The organism is Amycolatopsis acididurans (genome assembly GCF_012328925.1).
Classification (GTDB): Bacteria; Actinomycetota; Actinomycetes; order Mycobacteriales; family Pseudonocardiaceae; genus Amycolatopsis_E; species Amycolatopsis_E acididurans.
The window spans coordinates 231,013-247,601 of sequence record NZ_JAAXLS010000008.1 but is presented as its reverse complement, the minus strand read 5'-3'; the positions used below and the strand labels follow the sequence as shown (position 1 = coordinate 247,601).

Sequence of the window (16,589 nt, the reverse complement as noted above, 5' to 3'; positions counted from 1 at the left end):
GCTGCTCGTCCAGGCCATCCAGCCCGGACACGGGGTTCAAGTCCTCAGCGTTCTCCACGCCGGACATCATGTCGGTCATCAGGTGCACTTCCATGATCGGGAATTACACCGCTCGTTTTACAGTCCCACTGGCGACCCGGTCGCGGACGAAACGGTCGATCTCCGAGTTCAGGTGCCAGATGCGGCGTTCCTGATAGCTGAGCGGGATTCCCTTGTGAGCAGCCGCCTCGATGGAGCGTTGCATCGGCGCGAGGTTCTCGACGTCCTCGTCGATCAGCCGGTCGAAAGCAGCGACCTTCTGTGCCCACCCTGACGGCCGATCACCCGCTCCCCAGTTGAAGCCGAAATGCGCGATTTCGATCCGGGTCGAGGACAGACTGGTCGGCCAGAACGTGATGACCGGGAACCCGCCCGCGCTCAGTGGGATCATCACGTTCGGGAAGAGCGAGGGTGCTGGCGGGCACAGCCGGTAGAAGTCCGGAAGGCCCGGGATCTCCGGCACATCGCTGGGATGGAACTGCCGTCGGCTCGCCAGAGACTCGGCACCGACCTCACGCTTGCGCATGACGTAGTTGTTGCTGTGGCCGTTCGGGTACAGTTCCACGGCGGTCTGACGCGGGAGGAGATAGGGCGCGGCCGAAGTGCGGTGAACGGTCTTGAGGTGGTACGTCTCGAGAAAGGCCTCCGTGACGACCTTCCAGTTGGCGTCGACGTCCACGGTCCGGCGGTGCACGAAGCGCAGGTCTGCCGTCATGATGTCGGAGTGACGCCTTACCAATGAGGCATTCCAGTCGTCGAAAGCCGGTGCTTCCGGGTCGAGGTTGACGAACAGGAAACCACCCCAGGACTCACATCGCACGCTGGTCAATCCACGCTCGGCGATCCGCAAGTCGGTGAAGTCACGTTTCTCGGTCACGCCGACCAGATTGCCGGCCAGGTCGTAAGCCCACGAGTGGAATCCACAGATCAGGTGCCGCTTCACCTTCCCACCGCACCCCCGAGCCACCGGTGCTCCCCGATGCCGACACGCGTTGAGGAAGGCCCGGATCGTGTCGTCGTGACCGCGCACCAACAGGATCGGCGCGAACGGTATGTCCGGGACGCGATAACTTCCCGCCTCCGGCACCTCGGACTCGTGCCCGGCGAACAGCCACGACCTGCGCCACACCGTGTCGATTTCCGCCTGGTAATAATTCCGATCGGTGTATCTCGCCAGCGCGAGATCAGGTAGCTCGGGATAGTCGGCGGGCACCTCGTTGCGTTCCTGCTCATCGGCCAGTGTCGCCAGGATCTCTTTCGTCCTGTCCACTTCAGGCACCTCTCGAGGGCCGGACCGCTCCGTCATCCGACGGCTCCCTGCGGCCCGTTCGCCGACGATTGTTCCGAAGCCACATCGGGCAGAAGCCGCGCGGGCAGCCTCTTCAGACCACCGACGAAATTGGTGCGTACCCATTGCGGGCGGCCGACGATCTCGATGCCGCCGATCCGAGGGAGGAGTTCCTCGAAGAGAATGCGCAGCTCCAGTTTCGCCAGGTGCATGCCGACACAGGTGTGCGCCCCGGAGCCGAAAGCGATGTGCTTGGTCGTCCTACCGATGTCGAACGCTTGTGGATTGTCGAACACCTCCTCGTCGTGGTTACCCGAAGCCCACAGCAGCATCAGCCGGTCGCCCTTCTTGATCTGCCGGCCCCGGAGTTCGAGGTCCTGCGTGGCCGTGCGCATGAAGTGCTTGGCGGGGGTGGTCCACCGCAGTCCTTCCTCGACCAACTGGGGGATGAGGTCGAGGTCGGCCTTGACTCGGGCAAGTTGGTCAGGACGTTGCGCCAAGGCCAGCAGCGTGCTGGAGATCGTTGACGCGGTGGTGTCGTGACCGCCCGCGGCGATAGCGAGATACCAGCCATTGGCATAGCCCTCACCAATGGGCTCGCCGTCGATCCGGCTGTTGGCGATCAAGGAGACCAGATCATTCCGAGGACAGGCCCGCCGGTCGGCGTTGAGCTCGCTGAAGTAGCCGAAGATGGACATCGCGGCCTCGATGAAAGCCTTCCCGACCTCCTCGGGGTTCTCGGCGGCGCCCGCACCGCGTTCGTCGTCCTGCGCACCGAAGAACTCCTGGGTGAGCCGCAGCATCAGCGGCTCGTCCTTCTCCGGTACGCCCAGCAGCGTCATGATGACGTGAAGGGGATAGCCGAGTGCCAGATCGGCAACGAGGTCGAGCTCGCCCTCCGTGGCCAGCACCCGCTCGACCGTGGCCCGCGCCAGCTCGCGGATCTGAGACTCCAGCTTGGCGACGTTGCGGGGCAGGAACGGCTCGTGTGCGACCGCCCGGACCTTCGTGTGCTCAGGCGGGTCGAGGTACGGGATCGCATCGAGAATCCTCGATGACCCGCCGGTCAGCGAACGCATGAACGCGTCGCTGGCTCGGCTGTCCAGGATGATGTTGTCCTGGGTGACGGTGAACAGGTCCGTGTGCCGCTCGATGAAGCGCAGATCGGCGAGCTTGGTCACCAACCACACCGGATCGTGTCCCGCCAGCTCCGCCCGTCCCAGGGGGTTGTGTTCGCGAAGCCACGCATATGCCGGCAGCACGCGCCCCTCGAAGTCGAGGTAGGAGTCGGGGTCGATTGCGGCCTGCACGATGTGATCGGGAATTCGGTACGTCTCGTCTGCCTGGTGTGCGATCGTCATTGGTCGCCTCTTTCGTCGCTTTGATACACCCGGAAACGGCCGTCGAATGCCGTCGGGTAGGCGAATCACCCGATCCATGGTGGCACTTGGAACAAAAATTGTCTAGCGTTCCACCGACGCGGCCGCCCCACTACCGAGGCGGTGTAACCCGTGAGGCGTCACGGTAATTCACGCGCCGTCTCAACGAGACCGGCGCGCTTTTCCGACTATTGTGGACTCATACCGACGCATCCGGCCGGCGAGAAGCGGCTATCCCGGGGTGAATCCGAACGCGGCCGCGAGCTTGAGCTGGCTCCGGTACTGCACTTCCGTGGCGTTCCAGGCGAGCCGGATACTCCCCGCTCCGCGACGGAGCCGGTAGGCGCTGTGGTGGGCGTAGCTGAACTGGATGAGCCCGTAACAGGCCCGGTACCAGCCCAGCCGCTCCGGGGTGATCTCGATACCCGTCCGGTCGCGGTAGTAGCCGAGTGCCTCCGGCCAGCCCCACACACGTCGTCCGTCACGCACGATCTCGGGCACCATGTCCTGCAGCTGCGCGAAGTCGTACGCCGGGTCGCCGAGCCGCCACAGCTCCCAGTCGCTCATGGCGACGATCCGGCCCCCGGACCACACCTCTTCGCCGTGCCCGTTCGTGCCCTTGCACAGTGCGATCACCGGCGAGTCCGTGGGCGCGCCGGCGCGCAACTGCGCCAGGCCTTCCGCGACCGCGGGCGACGGCTCGAACTGGAACGACGACAACCGGGCGGTCAGATCGTCCACCAGAGCCGTGGCGCACTCCGCCGCTGATGCGGGAACGGTGCCGATCGCGCCGAAGCCGAGGGCACGCCAGTCCGTGGTGTGCACGAGCGCGAGCTTGTCCAGATGTTCCTTCGAGGCCGCGATCTTCCGCTCGTCGTCGCCCGGATCGTCACCTTCCAGGAAGTCCAGTCGCCAATGACCGTCCACTTTGGTACGAACGTAGGCCGCCCTGCCGTCCGGCTGCCACTCCGGGTCGTCTTCGAACCACAGTGCCCGGGTCGTCGGCACCGAGCTGCCCGCAAGCCGCCGGTACACCTCGAACTCCTCGCGCAGTGGCATCGGGATGACCGATCCGTCGGGCAGGTCGCGCCGTACGACGAAGGACTCGGCGGCCGGGCGTCCGTCGCGGACCACCGTCGCATCGACGATCCAGGTCTCCCGGGACACGCCCCGCGACACCCTCGCCACCCGTTCGACGGTCAGGTCCTCGACCGCCGGCACGAACCGGGCGCGGAACCAGCGGCCGGCATCCGCCACCTCACGAAGGCGGATCACAGGGACGCCCGCTGCCCGGTCGCGTCCGCGCGCAGGATCGCCTCGATCAGCCGGTGGTGGCGCACGCCGTGTGCGAAATCGGGTATCTCGGCGGTGTTCTCCCGGAGATCACCGAGCAACGCCGCGTACGCGTTCGCGAGGTTCGCCGACGGATTACCCGGCTGCTCCCGCGACAGCGAAACGCGATGATACTCGGCGGGAACCGGCATCGCGGTCAGCTCGCCCTCGCCCCGGCGGGTCCCGTGCAGCATCACGGGTGCCAGCTGCAGGTGACCGTGCGGGCCCTCCAGCACGAGATCGCCGTCGCTGCCGTTGATCTCCCAGCGGAAGTTGGTCCCGCGGGAGCGTCCACCACGGAAGTGGACGACGGCCACCGCGCCGGTCTCCAGAACACCGTGCACGGCGACCTGGTCGTCGGCGGTCTTGGGCACGAACTCCCCGGAAGCCGAGTCACGGACGTAGGGCCGCCTGTTCGCGAGCACGGCGCCGACCTCGGTGAACTCGCCCAGGCACAGTTGAACGGCGTCCACCACATGTCCGAACGGGATGCTCAGCATGGTCGAGCCGCCGTCACGATCCAGCAGATAGGACGTCCGGCTGTCCGATTCCTTGCCCCAGGACATGCCGGACGCGACGAGTGTCGTGGACAGCACCTCACCCACCCAGCCCGCTTTGACCAGGTCGCGAACGTACCGGATCACCGGCGCGGACCGGGCCTGGAGACCGACGAAGCCACGGACCCCGCGATCGCGAGCCGCGGCAACGAGCTCGCTCGCCTCGGCGGCCGTGACCGCAAGCGGCCACTCGCAGTACACATGCTTGCCGGCGTCGATCGCGGCCGCCACCGCCGGGGCGTGGCGGGCGGCCTGAACCGACACGACAACGAGGTCGACGTCCGGACACGCGGCCAGTTCCGCGGCGGAGCCGAATGCCAGCGGCACCCCGTAACGCTCGCCGGCGGCGGCCGCGGACGCCGCGGAGCTGGCGCTCAGCGCAGCGAGCCGGAAACCGGGCACGGCTTCCAGAGCTGGCAGATGACCACGTCCCGCCCAGCCACCACCCGCGCTGAGCCCGACTATCCCGACCCCGATCGTCTCTGCCTCAGAAGCCACCGGCACCGGCGCACCTCGCTTTCCTCGCTACTCGACGAACAAGTCTATTACACGATATTTGAGTATTCGAGCTATGATGGACGTTCAGCTGCGATCCGGAAGGGCGATGAGGTGGCGGCGAAGAGAAACACGGCAGAGCCTGGCGCGGCGGCGGATCTCAGCCTGACGGATCCGGTCGACTGGGCCGATCACTACTGGTCCAAATACGATCTCGGCGACCAGCAAGAGGCCTTCCTGGCCATGAGCTCGACGTTGCGGCTGCACCGGCTCATGACCGACGTGGTGGAGACCGAACTGCGCGCCTTCAACCTCAATCTCACCGACTACCTCGTGCTGATGACCCTCGAGCTGAGCGAGAACGGAACCCGTCTGCTGAGCAGACTGGCCTGGAACCTGCTGGTGCACGCGACGACCATCACCCTCGCGACCGATCGGCTGGAGAACAAGGGTCTGCTGTACCGGCACGCCCACCCGACCGACCGGCGCGCGACCTGCGTCACGATCACCGACGAGGGCCGCGATCTCACCGGGAAGGCGACCGCAGCGCTGAAGGCGGTGCGATTCGGCTTGACCGGCAGTACGGCGGCCCAGCAGAAGCGACTGCTGTCCGTGCTGGCCGCGTTGCGTTCGGCGGCCGGCGACGTCGACCGGTCCCACTGAGCCGCGCGGTCGCCCGCGCGGCTCGGTGCCGCAACCGCTTCAGCCGTTGAGAGTGCAGACACCGTTGGTGAGCACCACGGTGCCATCATCCTTGCGGGTCTGGAAGTACGCCTGGTCCTCACCCGTCCGCCAGATGTCCACGTGCAGCACGTCGCCGGGCAACACGGGCGACGCGAACCGCGCGTCCATCGTGCGCATCCCTGCCGAGTCGCCTCCGGCCAGCGCGTGCAGGAGAGCCCGGCCGGTGAAACCGTAGGTGCACAAGCCGTGCAGAATGGGCCGCTCGAACCCGGCCCGCCGGGCGAACGCCGGGTCCGAATGCAGGGGATTCCGGTCGCCGGAAAGCCGGTACAGCAACGCCTGATCCGGACGTGTCTCGTAGCTGACCGTATGGTCGGGCCGGCGGTCGGGAGCGGACCACGACGTGCTGGGCCCCCGGTCACCTCCCCAGCCACCCGCTCCACCGATGAACAACGCGGTCCGGGTACGGAACAGCAGCTCTGCGCTGTTCTCATCGACCGATTCGGACTCGGTGACCACCAGCGCGGCCTTGCCCTTGTCGAACATGTCCGCGATGCGGGTGGTCGTCAGGACGGCACCTTCGGGTGGCAGCGGGCGCACGACCTCCACACCCTGTTCGGCGTGCACCAGTTTGGCCCAGTCGAAAGTGCCGAACCGCTTGAAGATCCCGGGATCCGTACTCAGCACCACCGGCATGGTGGGCAGTACCTGTTGTTCGACACCCTTGGTGTTCTCGGTGGTGAAGGCCAGTTCGTCCGGGCCGGCGCCGACACCCAGCGCGTAGAGAATGCAGTCCTTGCGGTTCCACGCGCTTCGCCGGGGCCCGGAAGTGGCCCCGACCGCATCAGGATCCAACGGCATTGTGGGCAATGTCCTTTCTCTGCTGCTGTCAGTCGCGACCCGGCGGACCGAGGTGGTCCGACTCCCCCGGCGCGAGCTTCGACACGATGCGCGGACGCTCACCCGCGTACATCTGCTCCCCCTCGATGAGGCCGTTCGCGTCGATGGGCCAGACGATCAGCGCCTGGTACTCGACGAGGTACCAGGCGTCCAGGTCGACGTCGACGGCCGTGGCGAAACCGCGGCGGGCCAGCAGTTCTCCGGTGTAGGCATGCCGGAACACCCCTTCGGTCACCACCGTGTCCTGGTCGACCACGATCCGGGAGATCTCGAACTCCAGGCGGTTCTTGCCGATTTCGATGGCGGCTTCGTAGAAAGCCCTCACCTCGTCGGCGCCCTTCGGTCCCGCCGATCCGGACGCACCCCACACTTCGTAATGAGGTTGGGCGACGAGCGTTTCCATCAGCGCGGGAACGTCGCCTCGCACCTCCTCACGCACGTGGCGGGCGACGACCTCCAGGTTCGCCCGCCGCCGGGGGTCGGCCTCGGCCGCGGCCCGCTCGGCGAGCAGCCGCCAGCTTCGCTCGGCCGCGGGAGACAACTCGACGATCACGAGGCATCACCTGAACCCGTAGGGCCGGAAGGGGCCGTCGAGGAACAGTTCGGTGTGACCGGCACCGGACCACCGGCGCCCGTCCGGCGCGACGGTCTCCACTTCGGACAGATACTCCTTGCCGATCAGTCCCCGTGCCTCGAGCCCGTTGTACATGCGGAAATCCAACGGCTGCCGGGAGAAGTCGAACTCGTCCCACTCCAGCGCGGCGCCGGGACCGTGGTAGGTCCGGAACGAGCCACCGTCCTTCCAGCTGCCTGCCTGGTAGCCGATGGTCGCCGTCACCCAGGCGGGCGCGGCCGGGCGCACACGCTGTACCCACTCGCCCCCGTCCACATCGGTCAGCGTGATCGTCGCGCCCCTCAGGATGCGGCTGTCGCCGACGAACTCCAACTCGTGCCGCCCCGCGACCAGGTCGACTCCCTTGCCGTCCCAGCCGAAGTCGAACCGGCCCTCGAACGGGGTCCCGAACGTGTCGTTCATCGGCACCTGCCTGCCGTCGGGGGTCTCGTGAATGGCGTAGAAGCCCGACAACTCACCGGCACCGAACAACGTCCAGAACCGCAGGGCCCGAGCAATTCCCTCCGGCTCGGCGGGCGGCAGCCATTTCGGGTCCGGTGCGAGCGGAGGACGCTGGTGGTAGAGACCCCAGGAGTGATCCCGGTCGGCGTACCAGGTCCCCGGTTCGACCTCGATCCGCTCGCCGTCCAGCCGCAACCAGCCCCGGGCCGTTCCGCTCTGCGCGTAGCGGGTCTGATCGGTGATCGGCCTGCCGCGACTGGTCGCGAAGTGGTGGGCCTCCTCGAACGCGGGGGCCGCTCCGAGCCAGTGCAGGTCGAAGCTGAACCCCGACTCGTTGTCGTCCAGGCTCAGCCTGATGTCCCGGTACGGCTCGATGATCTCGATCCGGTACGGGCCGATCTCGGTGGCGATGTTGTCCCGCCAGGTGCGGCTGAACCGCACTGTCCGCTGTGTCCCGGCCCGGTTGATCCCGGCGTACCCACCGACGAGGTTGGTGTTGGGGTTGATCCGTAGCCCCTGGAAGCAGAAGATCCGCTGCTCGGGACAGAACACACCGAAGAAGTAGCCGTCGTCGAAACCGTGGTCGCTGTCGGCCACCCGGGCCAGCGGGTAGGGCGTCTGGTGAACCGGCAGTTCGTCATACGGACTCAGCATCGAGCGCCTCCATCCGGTCGGTGATCGCGCTGTAAGCGTGCGTGACCAGCGTGGGCGCCAGCGCGTCGGACATCCGCATGCCGGCGACCGCGGAGCGCAACGCGGCCTGCGCCGCATCCAGATCGTCGGCCTCGATCTCGTAGACCGCGAGGAACCGGTGCCCCGGCTGCTCGCCGCGCATACCGGTCCGCGCGGCGAACCGTTGAGCCGCCACGAATCCGGGCACCCGCAGGACGTCACGCAGGTGCACCGTGTCGTACCACTCGCCGAACTCGGCCTCGCGACCGGGAACACAGTCGGTGAAGACCAGCAGGATGTGCTTACTCATCAACACCCCCTCATACGGTGAACCGCAGCGGCAGCCGCTTGATGGCGTGCTGGGCGAAACTCGGGAGGTATTCGATATCGCCGGGGTTCGCGTCGAGTGAGATCTCCGTCGTCCGGTCCAGCCAGGCGTTGATGCCGACGCGCGCCTCCAGCCGGGCGATCGGCGCACCGAGGCAGAAGTGCTCGCCCTTGCCGAAGGCGAGGTGATTGCCCTCCGAGGCACGATCCGTCCGCAACTCGTCGGGATCGCGGAAAGCCTTCTCGTCCCGGTTGGCCGAGCCGTAGACCAGGTAGATGTTGCTGCCCTTAGGAATGAGGACCCCACCGATCTCGACGTCCTCGTTCGCGGTGCGGAAGATTCCCTGGACGGGCGTTTCCAGCCGCAGGACCTCCTCGATCACGACGGGCACCAGTTCGCGGTCGGCACGCACCGCGGCCATCAGCTCGGGTTCGCCGACCAGCTTGAACATGACCGAAGTGAGCAGGCTTGTCGTCGTTTCGTTGCCCGCGACCAGGAACTGCACCAGCATCTGCAGCATCTCGTTCTGCGTCAACGGTGTCTCGCCGTCGATGCGGGCGCTGATGATCGCCGACAGCAGATCGTCCGTCGGGTTCTCCCGACGCTCGGCTATCCGGTCGGTGAAGTAGTCGTAGAACTCGTCGACACAGGCGAACAGCTCCGCGATGGCCTCATCGCCGAGGCTCATACTTCCGGTCCCCGCGACGAAAGCATCCGACCAGCGCTTGAAAGTCGGGTGCATCTCCGGCGGGACACCGAGGATGTCCGCGATGACCGTCATCGGCATGAGAATGGAGAACTGGCCGACCATCTCGGCCCTGCCGTCCCCGATGAAGGCATCGAGCAGATCGTCGGCGAGCCGGCGCACCGAAGGCTCCATGGCCAGCACGCGGCGCGCGGTGAAGGCGCGGTTCACCAGCTTGCGCTGGCGGCTGTGCAGCGGCGGATCGGCGTTGAGCAGGACCACCGAGGCGCTGATGTCGAGACGTCGCTGCGCACGGGCGCGCAACAACGGGCCGGTGCCGGGATCGGCCACGAGCCGACGAGCCAGCGGAGTCACCGAGCCCGGTCCGCTGGCCATCGCCGACGAGAACCGCTCGGGTGAGCGCAACACCTCGACGATGTCGTCGTAGCGGGTCAGCGCGTAGGCCTGCACCCGCTCGATCCAGAGCGGTTTGCCTTCCTCACGCATCGGCCCGTAGGCCAGATGCGGGCACCGTGCCATCTCCGCCTTCGCGTCGAACAGGTCGCGAACGGGATCGGTCACGTCCATTCCTCACCCTCCTGAGGCAACAGGGCGGCGGACTCGCCGCCCCATACCGCCGAGATTAGTCTAGTGATGAAATATTGACAACGAGATTGACTGCCGTACTCGCTCGCACAATACTCGCAACTTAGAGTTTTTTCGAAGCCCTCTTGCCGACAGGACGGAGTTGCCGCCATGCGCGTGGTCGCGGACCTCGATCGATGCTGCGGGACCGGACAGTGCGTCATGAACGCCCCCGAGGTGTTCGACCAGAACGAGGAGGACGGAACGGTGGTCGTCCTGCGCGAAGTGCCTGATCCGGACCAGGAGGAAGCGGTGCACAGGGCCGTGCGCCACTGTCCCACCGAAGCCCTCGCGATCGCCGGCTCATGAGCGACCCGTTCCGCCTCGACGGAGAGAACGCGATCGTCACCGGCGGCAGCCGCGGCATAGGGCTGGCAATCGCCCGCTCGCTCGCCGGTGCGGGGGCGAACGTGCTGATCTGCGGTCGTGACGAGGTACAGGGCGAGGTCGCGACGCGCGAACTCGCCGAGGCCGGTCACAAGGCCGAGTTCGTGCGTGCGGATGTGACCGCCGAGGACGACGTGACCGGGCTGGTCGAACGGTGCGTGGACCTTTTCGGTGGCCTCTCGGTTCTGGTCAACAACGCCGGACCCACCGACCTCTTGCACACCCGCGAGGTCGACGGACCACTGGGGCAGATCTCGCCGGCGAACTGGCGGCGCCTGCAGGACAGCGCCCTCACCAGCGTCTATCTCACGACGAGGGCGGCGCTCGAGAAGATGACCCCCGCCCGCCGAGGGGCCGTCGTCAACATCTCCTCCATCGCGGCCCGGCTGGCGATGCCGGGGTTCGCGGGGTACACCGCGGGCAAGGCCGGTGTCGAAGCGCTCACCCGCGCCGTGGCGGCCGAGTACGGCCACCTCGGCATCCGGTGCAACGCGATCCGGGTGGGCACGATCGCGGTCGACCACGAGCGTGGACGTGAGCGCCCGGCGGCCGCGCCACCCAAGATCGGAAAAGATCACCGACCCGACGACTGGCGTCGGGCGAGCCCGCCGGCGGCCGGAGATCCCGACGACGTCGCACACGCGGTGCGGTATCTCGTCGCACCCGCCAGCGCCTACGTCACCGGCGCGATCCTTCCCGTCGACGGCGGGCTGGGCTGCCGGTCCCTGATGCCATGGCAGACGCCACGGCCGGCGACGGACACCGAGTGACAGGCGCGTCTTGCTCCACCGAGCCAGAGCAGCGGGCGCCACACCGGTGGTTGCGTGGTCACGTGCCCGGCGAGCCGGGCATCTGGGCGTTGGTGCTCGCGGACATGACCGTGTTCGCGACGTTCTTCGCCGTGTTTCTCATCGCCCGTATTCACCAGCCGCGCCTGTTCGCGGAATCGCGACCACAGCTGACCGTCGCCTTCGGCTTCGTCAATACGATCGTCCTGCTCACCAGCTCACTCTTCGTCGCGTGCGCGGTCCGACGGCTGCGCGCCGGCGACCGTCCGCAAGCGACACGTCTCGTCGTCGGCGCAATGGTCTGCGGGCTGATCTTCCTGGCGATCAAGGTGCTGGAGTACAGCACGGAGATCAGCCACGGGATCAATCCGGCGACCAACGATTTCTTCCTGTACTACTTCATCTTCACCGGAATCCACGCGGCGCACGTCATCCTGGGCCTGGCAGGCCTCGCGGTGGTGCGCCACTTCGTCAGCCGTCGCGGCCCAGGGCCGCATGACCAGCGCATCGCCGAGGTCGGCGCGAGCTTCTGGCACATGGTCGACCTGCTCTGGATCGTCCTGTTTCCGCTCTTCTACCTAATGGCCTGACATGATCAGCTCACTGAAGACCCGTCTCGTGCAGGTGTGGATCGGGCTCGTCGCGGCCACATTCGTGTCGTTCCTGCTCGGACACGATCACGCCGGCATCGGCGCGGTCGGCGTACTCGCCTCGCTTGTCACCGCCTTCGTCAAGATCCTCTTCGTCGGCCGCGACTTCATGGAACTCAAGGCGGCCCCGCCGGCCTTGCGCATGGTGTTCCAGGCGTGGTGCTTGCTGGTCTGCGCGATGGTCATCGTGCTCTACGTCGCCGGCACCCCCGCGTGAGCCCATCTCCACCTGTTGTCCCCACGGCCGGCCACAGCGGGCCGGGCAGCCTTCCGAACGAAAGGAATCTCGTCCATGTCAGAACGTAGCCAAGTCGTCGTCCTGTGGTGGGGCGTGGCGATGGCCATCGCCTACTCCGCCTGCCTCATCTTCCTGTTCCACATGGTCCCGCCGCCGAGTCCGTCCTTGGACGCACACGAGGTCGCCACGTTCTATCAGGAACACACGGTGTCGATCCGGATCGGCGCGACGATCGCTTCCTGGGTGTCGGCCTTCATGCTGCCGATTCTCGCGGTCTGTGCCGTGCAGATCCGCCGCCAGGAGAAGGGACGCATCTGGAGTGCGCTCGCCCTGGTAGGCGGCGCGATGATGTCCTTGTTCCTCGTCCTGCCGCCGATCTTCTGGGGTGTCGCGGCGTGGACACCCACCCGGCCTGCCGACGTCACCTTGCTGATGCACGAGCTGGGCATGATGACCCTGGTGACCACCGACCAGTTCTACGTGTTCACCTGGGTGGCGATAGCGGTCATGTGCTTCACCTCCTCGCCGGTGCGGCATTCACCGTTCCCGCGCTGGTTCGGCTGGGTGACGGTCTGGATCGCGATCATGTTCGAGGCGGGCGCCCTCGCTTTCCTGGTACGCAAGGGCGTATTCGCCTGGGACGGGCTGTTCGTGTTCTGGGCGCCGCTGTCGCTGTTCGGGGTCTGGATCATCATTCAGGTGCGGCTCCTGCTGCGTGCGCTCACCGCCCAGCGCCTCGACCGCGAGCACGGAGCCGACGTCGTAGTCGAGGCTCCGAGGGTTCCGGCCGAACCGGCGAGCACGACGTCGTCCGATTCCGTCGTCGCCTAAGGCGTCATGGGGCAATGCCTCGAACGGATGTGCGGGTGTCCACCTGGGACGGTGGACACCCGCACATCCGTGCCGATCCTCGCCTCAGGTAGTAGCGGCTCGCTGAGCGGCCTGCAGATAGGTGACCGTCGCCTCGGTCAGTCCACCGTCCACATAGAGCACCTGCCCGGTCACGTAGCGCGCCGCGTCCGAGGCGAAGAACGACACCACATCGGCGATGTCCTCCGGCTGGGCGCGGCGGCCCATCGGCACGAGCGCGTTGAACCGCGCCTCACGCTCCGGATCGGCCGAGACGCTCGCGGTCCCCTCGGTTCGCACGCCGCCCGGGGCGACCGCGTTGAACCGGACACCCGTCCCCGCGAACTCGACGGCGCACAGCTTGGTCAACGAGACCAGGGCCGCCTTCGAAGGCGAGTAGGCGCCGGTGCCCGGCGTGGGCACCTTCGCCGCCATGGACGCGATGTTGACGACCGCGCCGCCGGAGGCCTCCAGCAGCGGCATGCACTGCTGCGTCAGAAGCAGAGGAGCGAGCGCGTTGACGTCCATCACGCGACGAAACTGCTCAGCGGGAATGTCGCGCAGTTTCGCCGGCGGGAAGATACCGGCGTTGTTGACCAGGACCGCCAGATCTTCCAGCGAAGCCACAAGCTCGCGGACCGCGCCCAGATCGGTCACATCGCATGTATCCGCACGGCCCCCGAGCTCGCCCGCGACCTCCTTGGCCGCGCCCTCGTCCAGATCCACCGCGACGATCCGCAGGCCGTCGGCGGACAGGCGGCGCGCGATCGCCCGGCCGATTCCCCGTCCCGCACCCGTCACCAGCGCTGTCCTCATGAGCAGACCCTTTCTTCGACTCGACTACCAGTTATACTCTATCTCCAATTAGTTGATATAACGAGTAATTGCTCGCGCTCTGGAGGACACATGGCCTTGTCGACCCGGTTCACGCGGGAGTTCGGGGTTCGCCATCCGGTCGTGTGCGGCGGAATGACCGCTGTCGGCACGGCCGATCTGATCTCGGCGGTGGCGAACGCCGGCGCGCTCGGCTTCCTGACCGCACTCACCCAGCCGACCCCGGAGGCGCTCGCGAAGGAGATCGCCCGCTGTCGTGACCACACCGACCAGCCCTTCGGCGTCAACCTGACCATCCTGCCCAGCATCGATCCCATCCCCTACGACGAGTACCGTGATGCCGCTCTCGAGTCCGGTATCAAGATCATCGAGACGGCGGGCCGGAGCCCGGAACCGCACATGCCCGCCTTCGCCAGGGCCGGGGCCAAGGTCATTCACAAGTGCGTGAGCGTGCGGCACGCCCTCAAGGCCCAGCGACTCGGTGTCGACGCGGTCAGCATCGACGGGTTCGAGTGCGCGGGTCATCCCGGCGAAGACGACATCGGCGGACTCGTGCTCATCCCGGCGGCGACCGCGGCGCTGTCGATCCCGGTCGTGGCAAGCGGAGGGATCGCCGACGGTCGTGGGCTGGCGGCGGCGCTGGCGCTGGGCGCCGAGGCCGTCAACATGGGCACCCGCTTCGTCGCGACCGAAGAAGCGCCCGTCCACGAGAACGTCAAACGGCAAATCGTGGCGAACGACGAGCGCGCCACGAACGTCGTGTTCCGCAAGTTCCGCAACACCGCCCGCGTCGCGAAGAACCGGATCTCGGACGAGGTGATCGAAATCGAACGACGCGCCGAGAGCACCTTCGACGACATCGCGGACCTGGTGTCCGGTAAACGCGGCCGCAGCGAGGTCCTCGGGCAGGGGCGGATGAACGACGGCATGTGGTGGGCAGGCCAGACCCAGGGGCTCATCCACGACATCCCCTCGTGCGCTGCACTGATCGACCGGATCGTCGCCGATGCCGAAGAGGTCATCTCCCGCAGGCTGGCGGATCTGGTCGAGCCCGACACCGCCACCGGCTGACCGGGTGCCGGTGGGGCCCGACCTCCCCACCGGCGTTCCCGTCAGGTCGCCGACCAGGTGAGCGGGCCCCGGTCAAGCTTGATCCGGCTGAGGCTGAGCCGGGAAATCCGCCATCCCCCGCCGTCGCGCCGGTACTCGTCGCGGTAATGGCCGTACCCGACGAACGAGGGCAGTTCGCCGCCCTCCGGGACCTCGATCATGTCGACCATCGCCCAGACACCACGTGCATGATCGCTGTCGATGATCTCGATCTCGGGCATGTGACCGTGATGCACCGTGAGTGCGTCGCCATAATGCCGGCGCGTCGCGGCCACGAGCTGGGCGCGGTCACGTGGCCGCTGTGCCGATCCCTCGATGTCGATCACGACATCCTCGGTGAACAGCTCGCCGAACTCGTCCCACCGCTTCTCGTCGACGAACCGGAAGTACCTGGCCTTCAGGCGCTCGATCTCCTCGATCGCCAGCAGGCGGGCCACCGTTTCCGTCACGTCCATCTCAACTCCGGTCATCTCGGTGCTCAACTCACGAGCAGAGCGTGCAGACGATCGAGCCGTTCGCCGGAAAGCCCGAGCCCCGCCGACAGGTACTTCTCCAGATCCCCGTAGTCGGCACGCAACTGGTCCATTCCCGCCTCCAGATAGGCGGCGTCGGCGACCAGGGCGGGCGCGAAGAACTCGTCCGGCCGGTCTCCCAGCGCGATCCGGACCATCGCACGGCTGTCCCCGCGCCCGCGCATGGTCTCGTTGGTCATCAGGTAGTCGGCGACGATCTCCCGCTCGGAGACCCCGGCAAGGCGCTGCAGCAACATCGCCAGCCAGCCGGTGCGGTCCTTGCCCTCGGCACAGTGGAACAGCTGCGGCGCCGTGCCGTCGCTGATCGCCGCGAGCGCCGCGGCGAACCCCGCGCGTTTGCGCGGTGCGCTCACGAACTCACGGTAGTGCTGGATCATGGCCGCCCGGACGTCGCCCGCCGTGCGCAGCGCGCCCAGCAGGTCCACGCCCGGCGCCGGCACCCAGGCGTGCCGCCAGGTGGCGCCGGCCAGGACGGAGTCGGGCCTCCGCTCGATCTCGTGCCGCCCCCGCAGGTCCACGATCGCGGCGATCCCGAGCCCGCCGAGCGTGGCCAGGTCCTCGGGCGAGGCCAGAAACGCGCTGGACCGGAAGATCCGGCCGCGCCGCATCGGTCCCCGCGGCGTGTCGTATCCGACCGGTCCGGCGATGTCCCGGAAGTTGGGTACCGAAACAAGCTCGAGCATCCCCGTCATGCCGCTCGCGTTTTCCGCTTCAGGCGCGTGAGCCGCAGCTTGCTGATCCGCCAGATCCCCGCCTCCCGACGGTACTCCTCGTGGTAGTGGCCGAACCCGGTCAACACGGGGTACGGGCTGCCGGCGGGCGGTTCGACGGAGTCGAACATCGCCCACACACCCGTCGCGGTGCGCTCGTCGACGACGTCGATCTCGGGCATATGGCCGTGGTGCACGGAGACCGTGGGGGTCAGATGTGCACCGAGCGCGGCAAGGAAGTCCTCTTTGGACCGTACGCCGCTGGAGGACTCGGCGATGTCGAAATCCGCGTCCTCGGTGAACAGCTCGGCGAAGGCGGCCCAGTCATGGGCGTCCAGGAACCGGAAATACCGTGCCTTCAACTTCTTGATCTCGTCGACCGCCACCAGGCGCTCGATGTCGCTAACCATG

20 protein-coding genes are annotated in these 16,589 nt (G+C 67.2%); 7 read left to right on the top strand and 13 right to left on the bottom strand.

The genetic code is table 11. From position 1 onward, the window contains the following. Positions 1 to 103: 103 nt before the first annotated feature. The 4 genes from HFP15_RS15510 to HFP15_RS43885 all read right to left on the bottom strand — a co-directional run bounded on the left by HFP15_RS15510 (position 104) and on the right by HFP15_RS43885 (position 5,093). Positions 104 to 1,453 carry an aromatic ring-hydroxylating oxygenase subunit alpha gene (locus tag HFP15_RS15510; RefSeq protein ID WP_168516004.1) on the bottom strand — a complete coding sequence of 450 codons (1,350 nt, stop codon included), beginning with the start codon at positions 1,451 to 1,453 and terminating at the stop codon, positions 104 to 106. Further along, complete coding sequence (locus HFP15_RS15505; protein WP_168516002.1) at positions 1,342 to 2,688, bottom strand: cytochrome P450; 1,347 nt, start codon at positions 2,686 to 2,688, stop codon at positions 1,342 to 1,344. Before HFP15_RS15505 ends, HFP15_RS15510 begins: the two co-directional genes overlap by 112 nt. 249 nt (positions 2,689 to 2,937) lie before the next feature. Then, positions 2,938 to 3,963 (bottom strand): phosphotransferase family protein, encoded by a 1,026-nt coding sequence (locus HFP15_RS15500; protein ID WP_210717286.1) that lies wholly within the window; start codon positions 3,961 to 3,963, stop codon positions 2,938 to 2,940. Between the two features lie 14 nt (positions 3,964 to 3,977). Then, on the bottom strand, positions 3,978 to 5,093 hold the full coding sequence (locus HFP15_RS43885) for a Gfo/Idh/MocA family protein (protein ID WP_168515998.1): 1,116 nt from the start codon (positions 5,091 to 5,093) through the stop codon (positions 3,978 to 3,980). Between the two features lie 111 nt (positions 5,094 to 5,204). Here HFP15_RS43885 and HFP15_RS42785 point away from each other — a divergent pair, with 111 nt between their 5' ends. Beyond that, the gene (locus HFP15_RS42785) at positions 5,205 to 5,753 is read left to right on the top strand and encodes a MarR family winged helix-turn-helix transcriptional regulator (protein ID WP_210717285.1); all 549 of its coding nucleotides are present in this window, start codon (positions 5,205 to 5,207) and stop codon (positions 5,751 to 5,753) included. A gap of 39 nt (positions 5,754 to 5,792) precedes the next feature. On the opposite strand, the gene HFP15_RS15485 is transcribed toward HFP15_RS42785, so the two are convergent. Genes HFP15_RS15485 through HFP15_RS15465 form a run of 5 tightly spaced genes read right to left on the bottom strand, consistent with a single transcriptional unit; the run spans position 5,793 to position 10,016 of the window. Further along, entirely contained in the window at positions 5,793 to 6,635 is an 843-nt protein-coding gene (locus tag HFP15_RS15485; RefSeq protein ID WP_168515996.1) for a MaoC/PaaZ C-terminal domain-containing protein, read from the bottom strand. Between the two features lie 28 nt (positions 6,636 to 6,663). After that, a complete protein-coding gene (locus HFP15_RS15480) occupies positions 6,664 to 7,227 on the bottom strand; it encodes a nuclear transport factor 2 family protein (protein WP_168515993.1) in 564 nt (187 codons plus the stop codon). A 6-nt stretch (positions 7,228 to 7,233) separates the two neighbouring features. Further along, entirely contained in the window at positions 7,234 to 8,403 is a 1,170-nt protein-coding gene (locus HFP15_RS15475; RefSeq protein WP_168515992.1) for an Rv3169 family protein, read from the bottom strand. Then, positions 8,387 to 8,731 carry a DUF4286 family protein gene (locus HFP15_RS15470; protein ID WP_168515990.1) on the bottom strand — a complete coding sequence of 115 codons (345 nt, stop codon included), beginning with the start codon at positions 8,729 to 8,731 and terminating at the stop codon, positions 8,387 to 8,389. The genes HFP15_RS15475 and HFP15_RS15470 overlap by 17 nt, the downstream gene beginning before the upstream one ends. 10 nt (positions 8,732 to 8,741) lie before the next feature. Further along, a complete protein-coding gene (locus HFP15_RS15465) occupies positions 8,742 to 10,016 on the bottom strand; it encodes a cytochrome P450 (RefSeq protein WP_210717284.1) in 1,275 nt (424 codons plus the stop codon). Positions 10,017 to 10,190: 174 nt separating this feature from the next. On the opposite strand from HFP15_RS15465, the gene HFP15_RS15460 reads away from it, so the two are divergent. The 5 genes from HFP15_RS15460 (at position 10,191) to HFP15_RS15440 (ending at position 12,973) form a co-directional block, all read left to right on the top strand. Continuing rightward, positions 10,191 to 10,388, top strand: coding sequence for a ferredoxin (locus HFP15_RS15460; RefSeq protein WP_168515988.1), 198 nt, complete (start codon positions 10,191 to 10,193; stop codon positions 10,386 to 10,388). Continuing rightward, positions 10,385 to 11,236: an SDR family NAD(P)-dependent oxidoreductase gene (locus tag HFP15_RS15455; RefSeq protein ID WP_168515986.1), complete on the top strand. Its 852-nt coding sequence runs from the start codon at positions 10,385 to 10,387 to the stop codon at positions 11,234 to 11,236. Before HFP15_RS15460 ends, HFP15_RS15455 begins: the two co-directional genes overlap by 4 nt. Before the next feature lie 62 nt (positions 11,237 to 11,298). Beyond that, positions 11,299 to 11,844, top strand: coding sequence for a cytochrome c oxidase subunit 3 family protein (locus tag HFP15_RS15450; protein WP_210717283.1), 546 nt, complete (start codon positions 11,299 to 11,301; stop codon positions 11,842 to 11,844). 1 nt (position 11,845) lies between these two features. Then, positions 11,846 to 12,121, top strand: a complete 276-nt coding sequence (locus HFP15_RS15445; RefSeq protein WP_168515982.1) for a cytochrome C oxidase subunit IV family protein — start codon at positions 11,846 to 11,848, stop codon at positions 12,119 to 12,121. Positions 12,122 to 12,196: 75 nt separating this feature from the next. Further along, entirely contained in the window at positions 12,197 to 12,973 is a 777-nt protein-coding gene (locus tag HFP15_RS15440) for a hypothetical protein (RefSeq protein WP_210717282.1), read from the top strand. Between the two features lie 84 nt (positions 12,974 to 13,057). Here the strand turns inward: HFP15_RS15440 and HFP15_RS15435 are convergent, their stop codons facing one another. After that, on the bottom strand, positions 13,058 to 13,807 hold the full coding sequence (locus tag HFP15_RS15435) for an SDR family NAD(P)-dependent oxidoreductase (protein ID WP_168515980.1): 750 nt from the start codon (positions 13,805 to 13,807) through the stop codon (positions 13,058 to 13,060). Between the two features lie 90 nt (positions 13,808 to 13,897). On the opposite strand from HFP15_RS15435, the gene HFP15_RS15430 reads away from it, so the two are divergent. Beyond that, positions 13,898 to 14,896 carry an NAD(P)H-dependent flavin oxidoreductase gene (locus tag HFP15_RS15430; RefSeq protein WP_168515978.1) on the top strand — a complete coding sequence of 333 codons (999 nt, stop codon included), beginning with the start codon at positions 13,898 to 13,900 and terminating at the stop codon, positions 14,894 to 14,896. A 41-nt stretch (positions 14,897 to 14,937) separates the two neighbouring features. Here HFP15_RS15430 and HFP15_RS15425 read toward each other — a convergent pair whose 3' ends face one another. The 3 genes from HFP15_RS15425 to HFP15_RS15415 are packed head-to-tail and all read right to left on the bottom strand — an operon-like array spanning position 14,938 to position 16,588. Continuing rightward, positions 14,938 to 15,405: a nuclear transport factor 2 family protein gene (locus HFP15_RS15425; protein ID WP_210717281.1), complete on the bottom strand. Its 468-nt coding sequence runs from the start codon at positions 15,403 to 15,405 to the stop codon at positions 14,938 to 14,940. Between the two features lie 8 nt (positions 15,406 to 15,413). Then, positions 15,414 to 16,151 carry a tyrosine-protein phosphatase gene (locus tag HFP15_RS15420; RefSeq protein ID WP_210717280.1) on the bottom strand — a complete coding sequence of 246 codons (738 nt, stop codon included), beginning with the start codon at positions 16,149 to 16,151 and terminating at the stop codon, positions 15,414 to 15,416. 5 nt (positions 16,152 to 16,156) lie between these two features. After that, the gene (locus HFP15_RS15415) at positions 16,157 to 16,588 is read right to left on the bottom strand and encodes a nuclear transport factor 2 family protein (protein WP_168515974.1); all 432 of its coding nucleotides are present in this window, start codon (positions 16,586 to 16,588) and stop codon (positions 16,157 to 16,159) included. Between the last annotated feature and the right edge of the window lies 1 nt (position 16,589).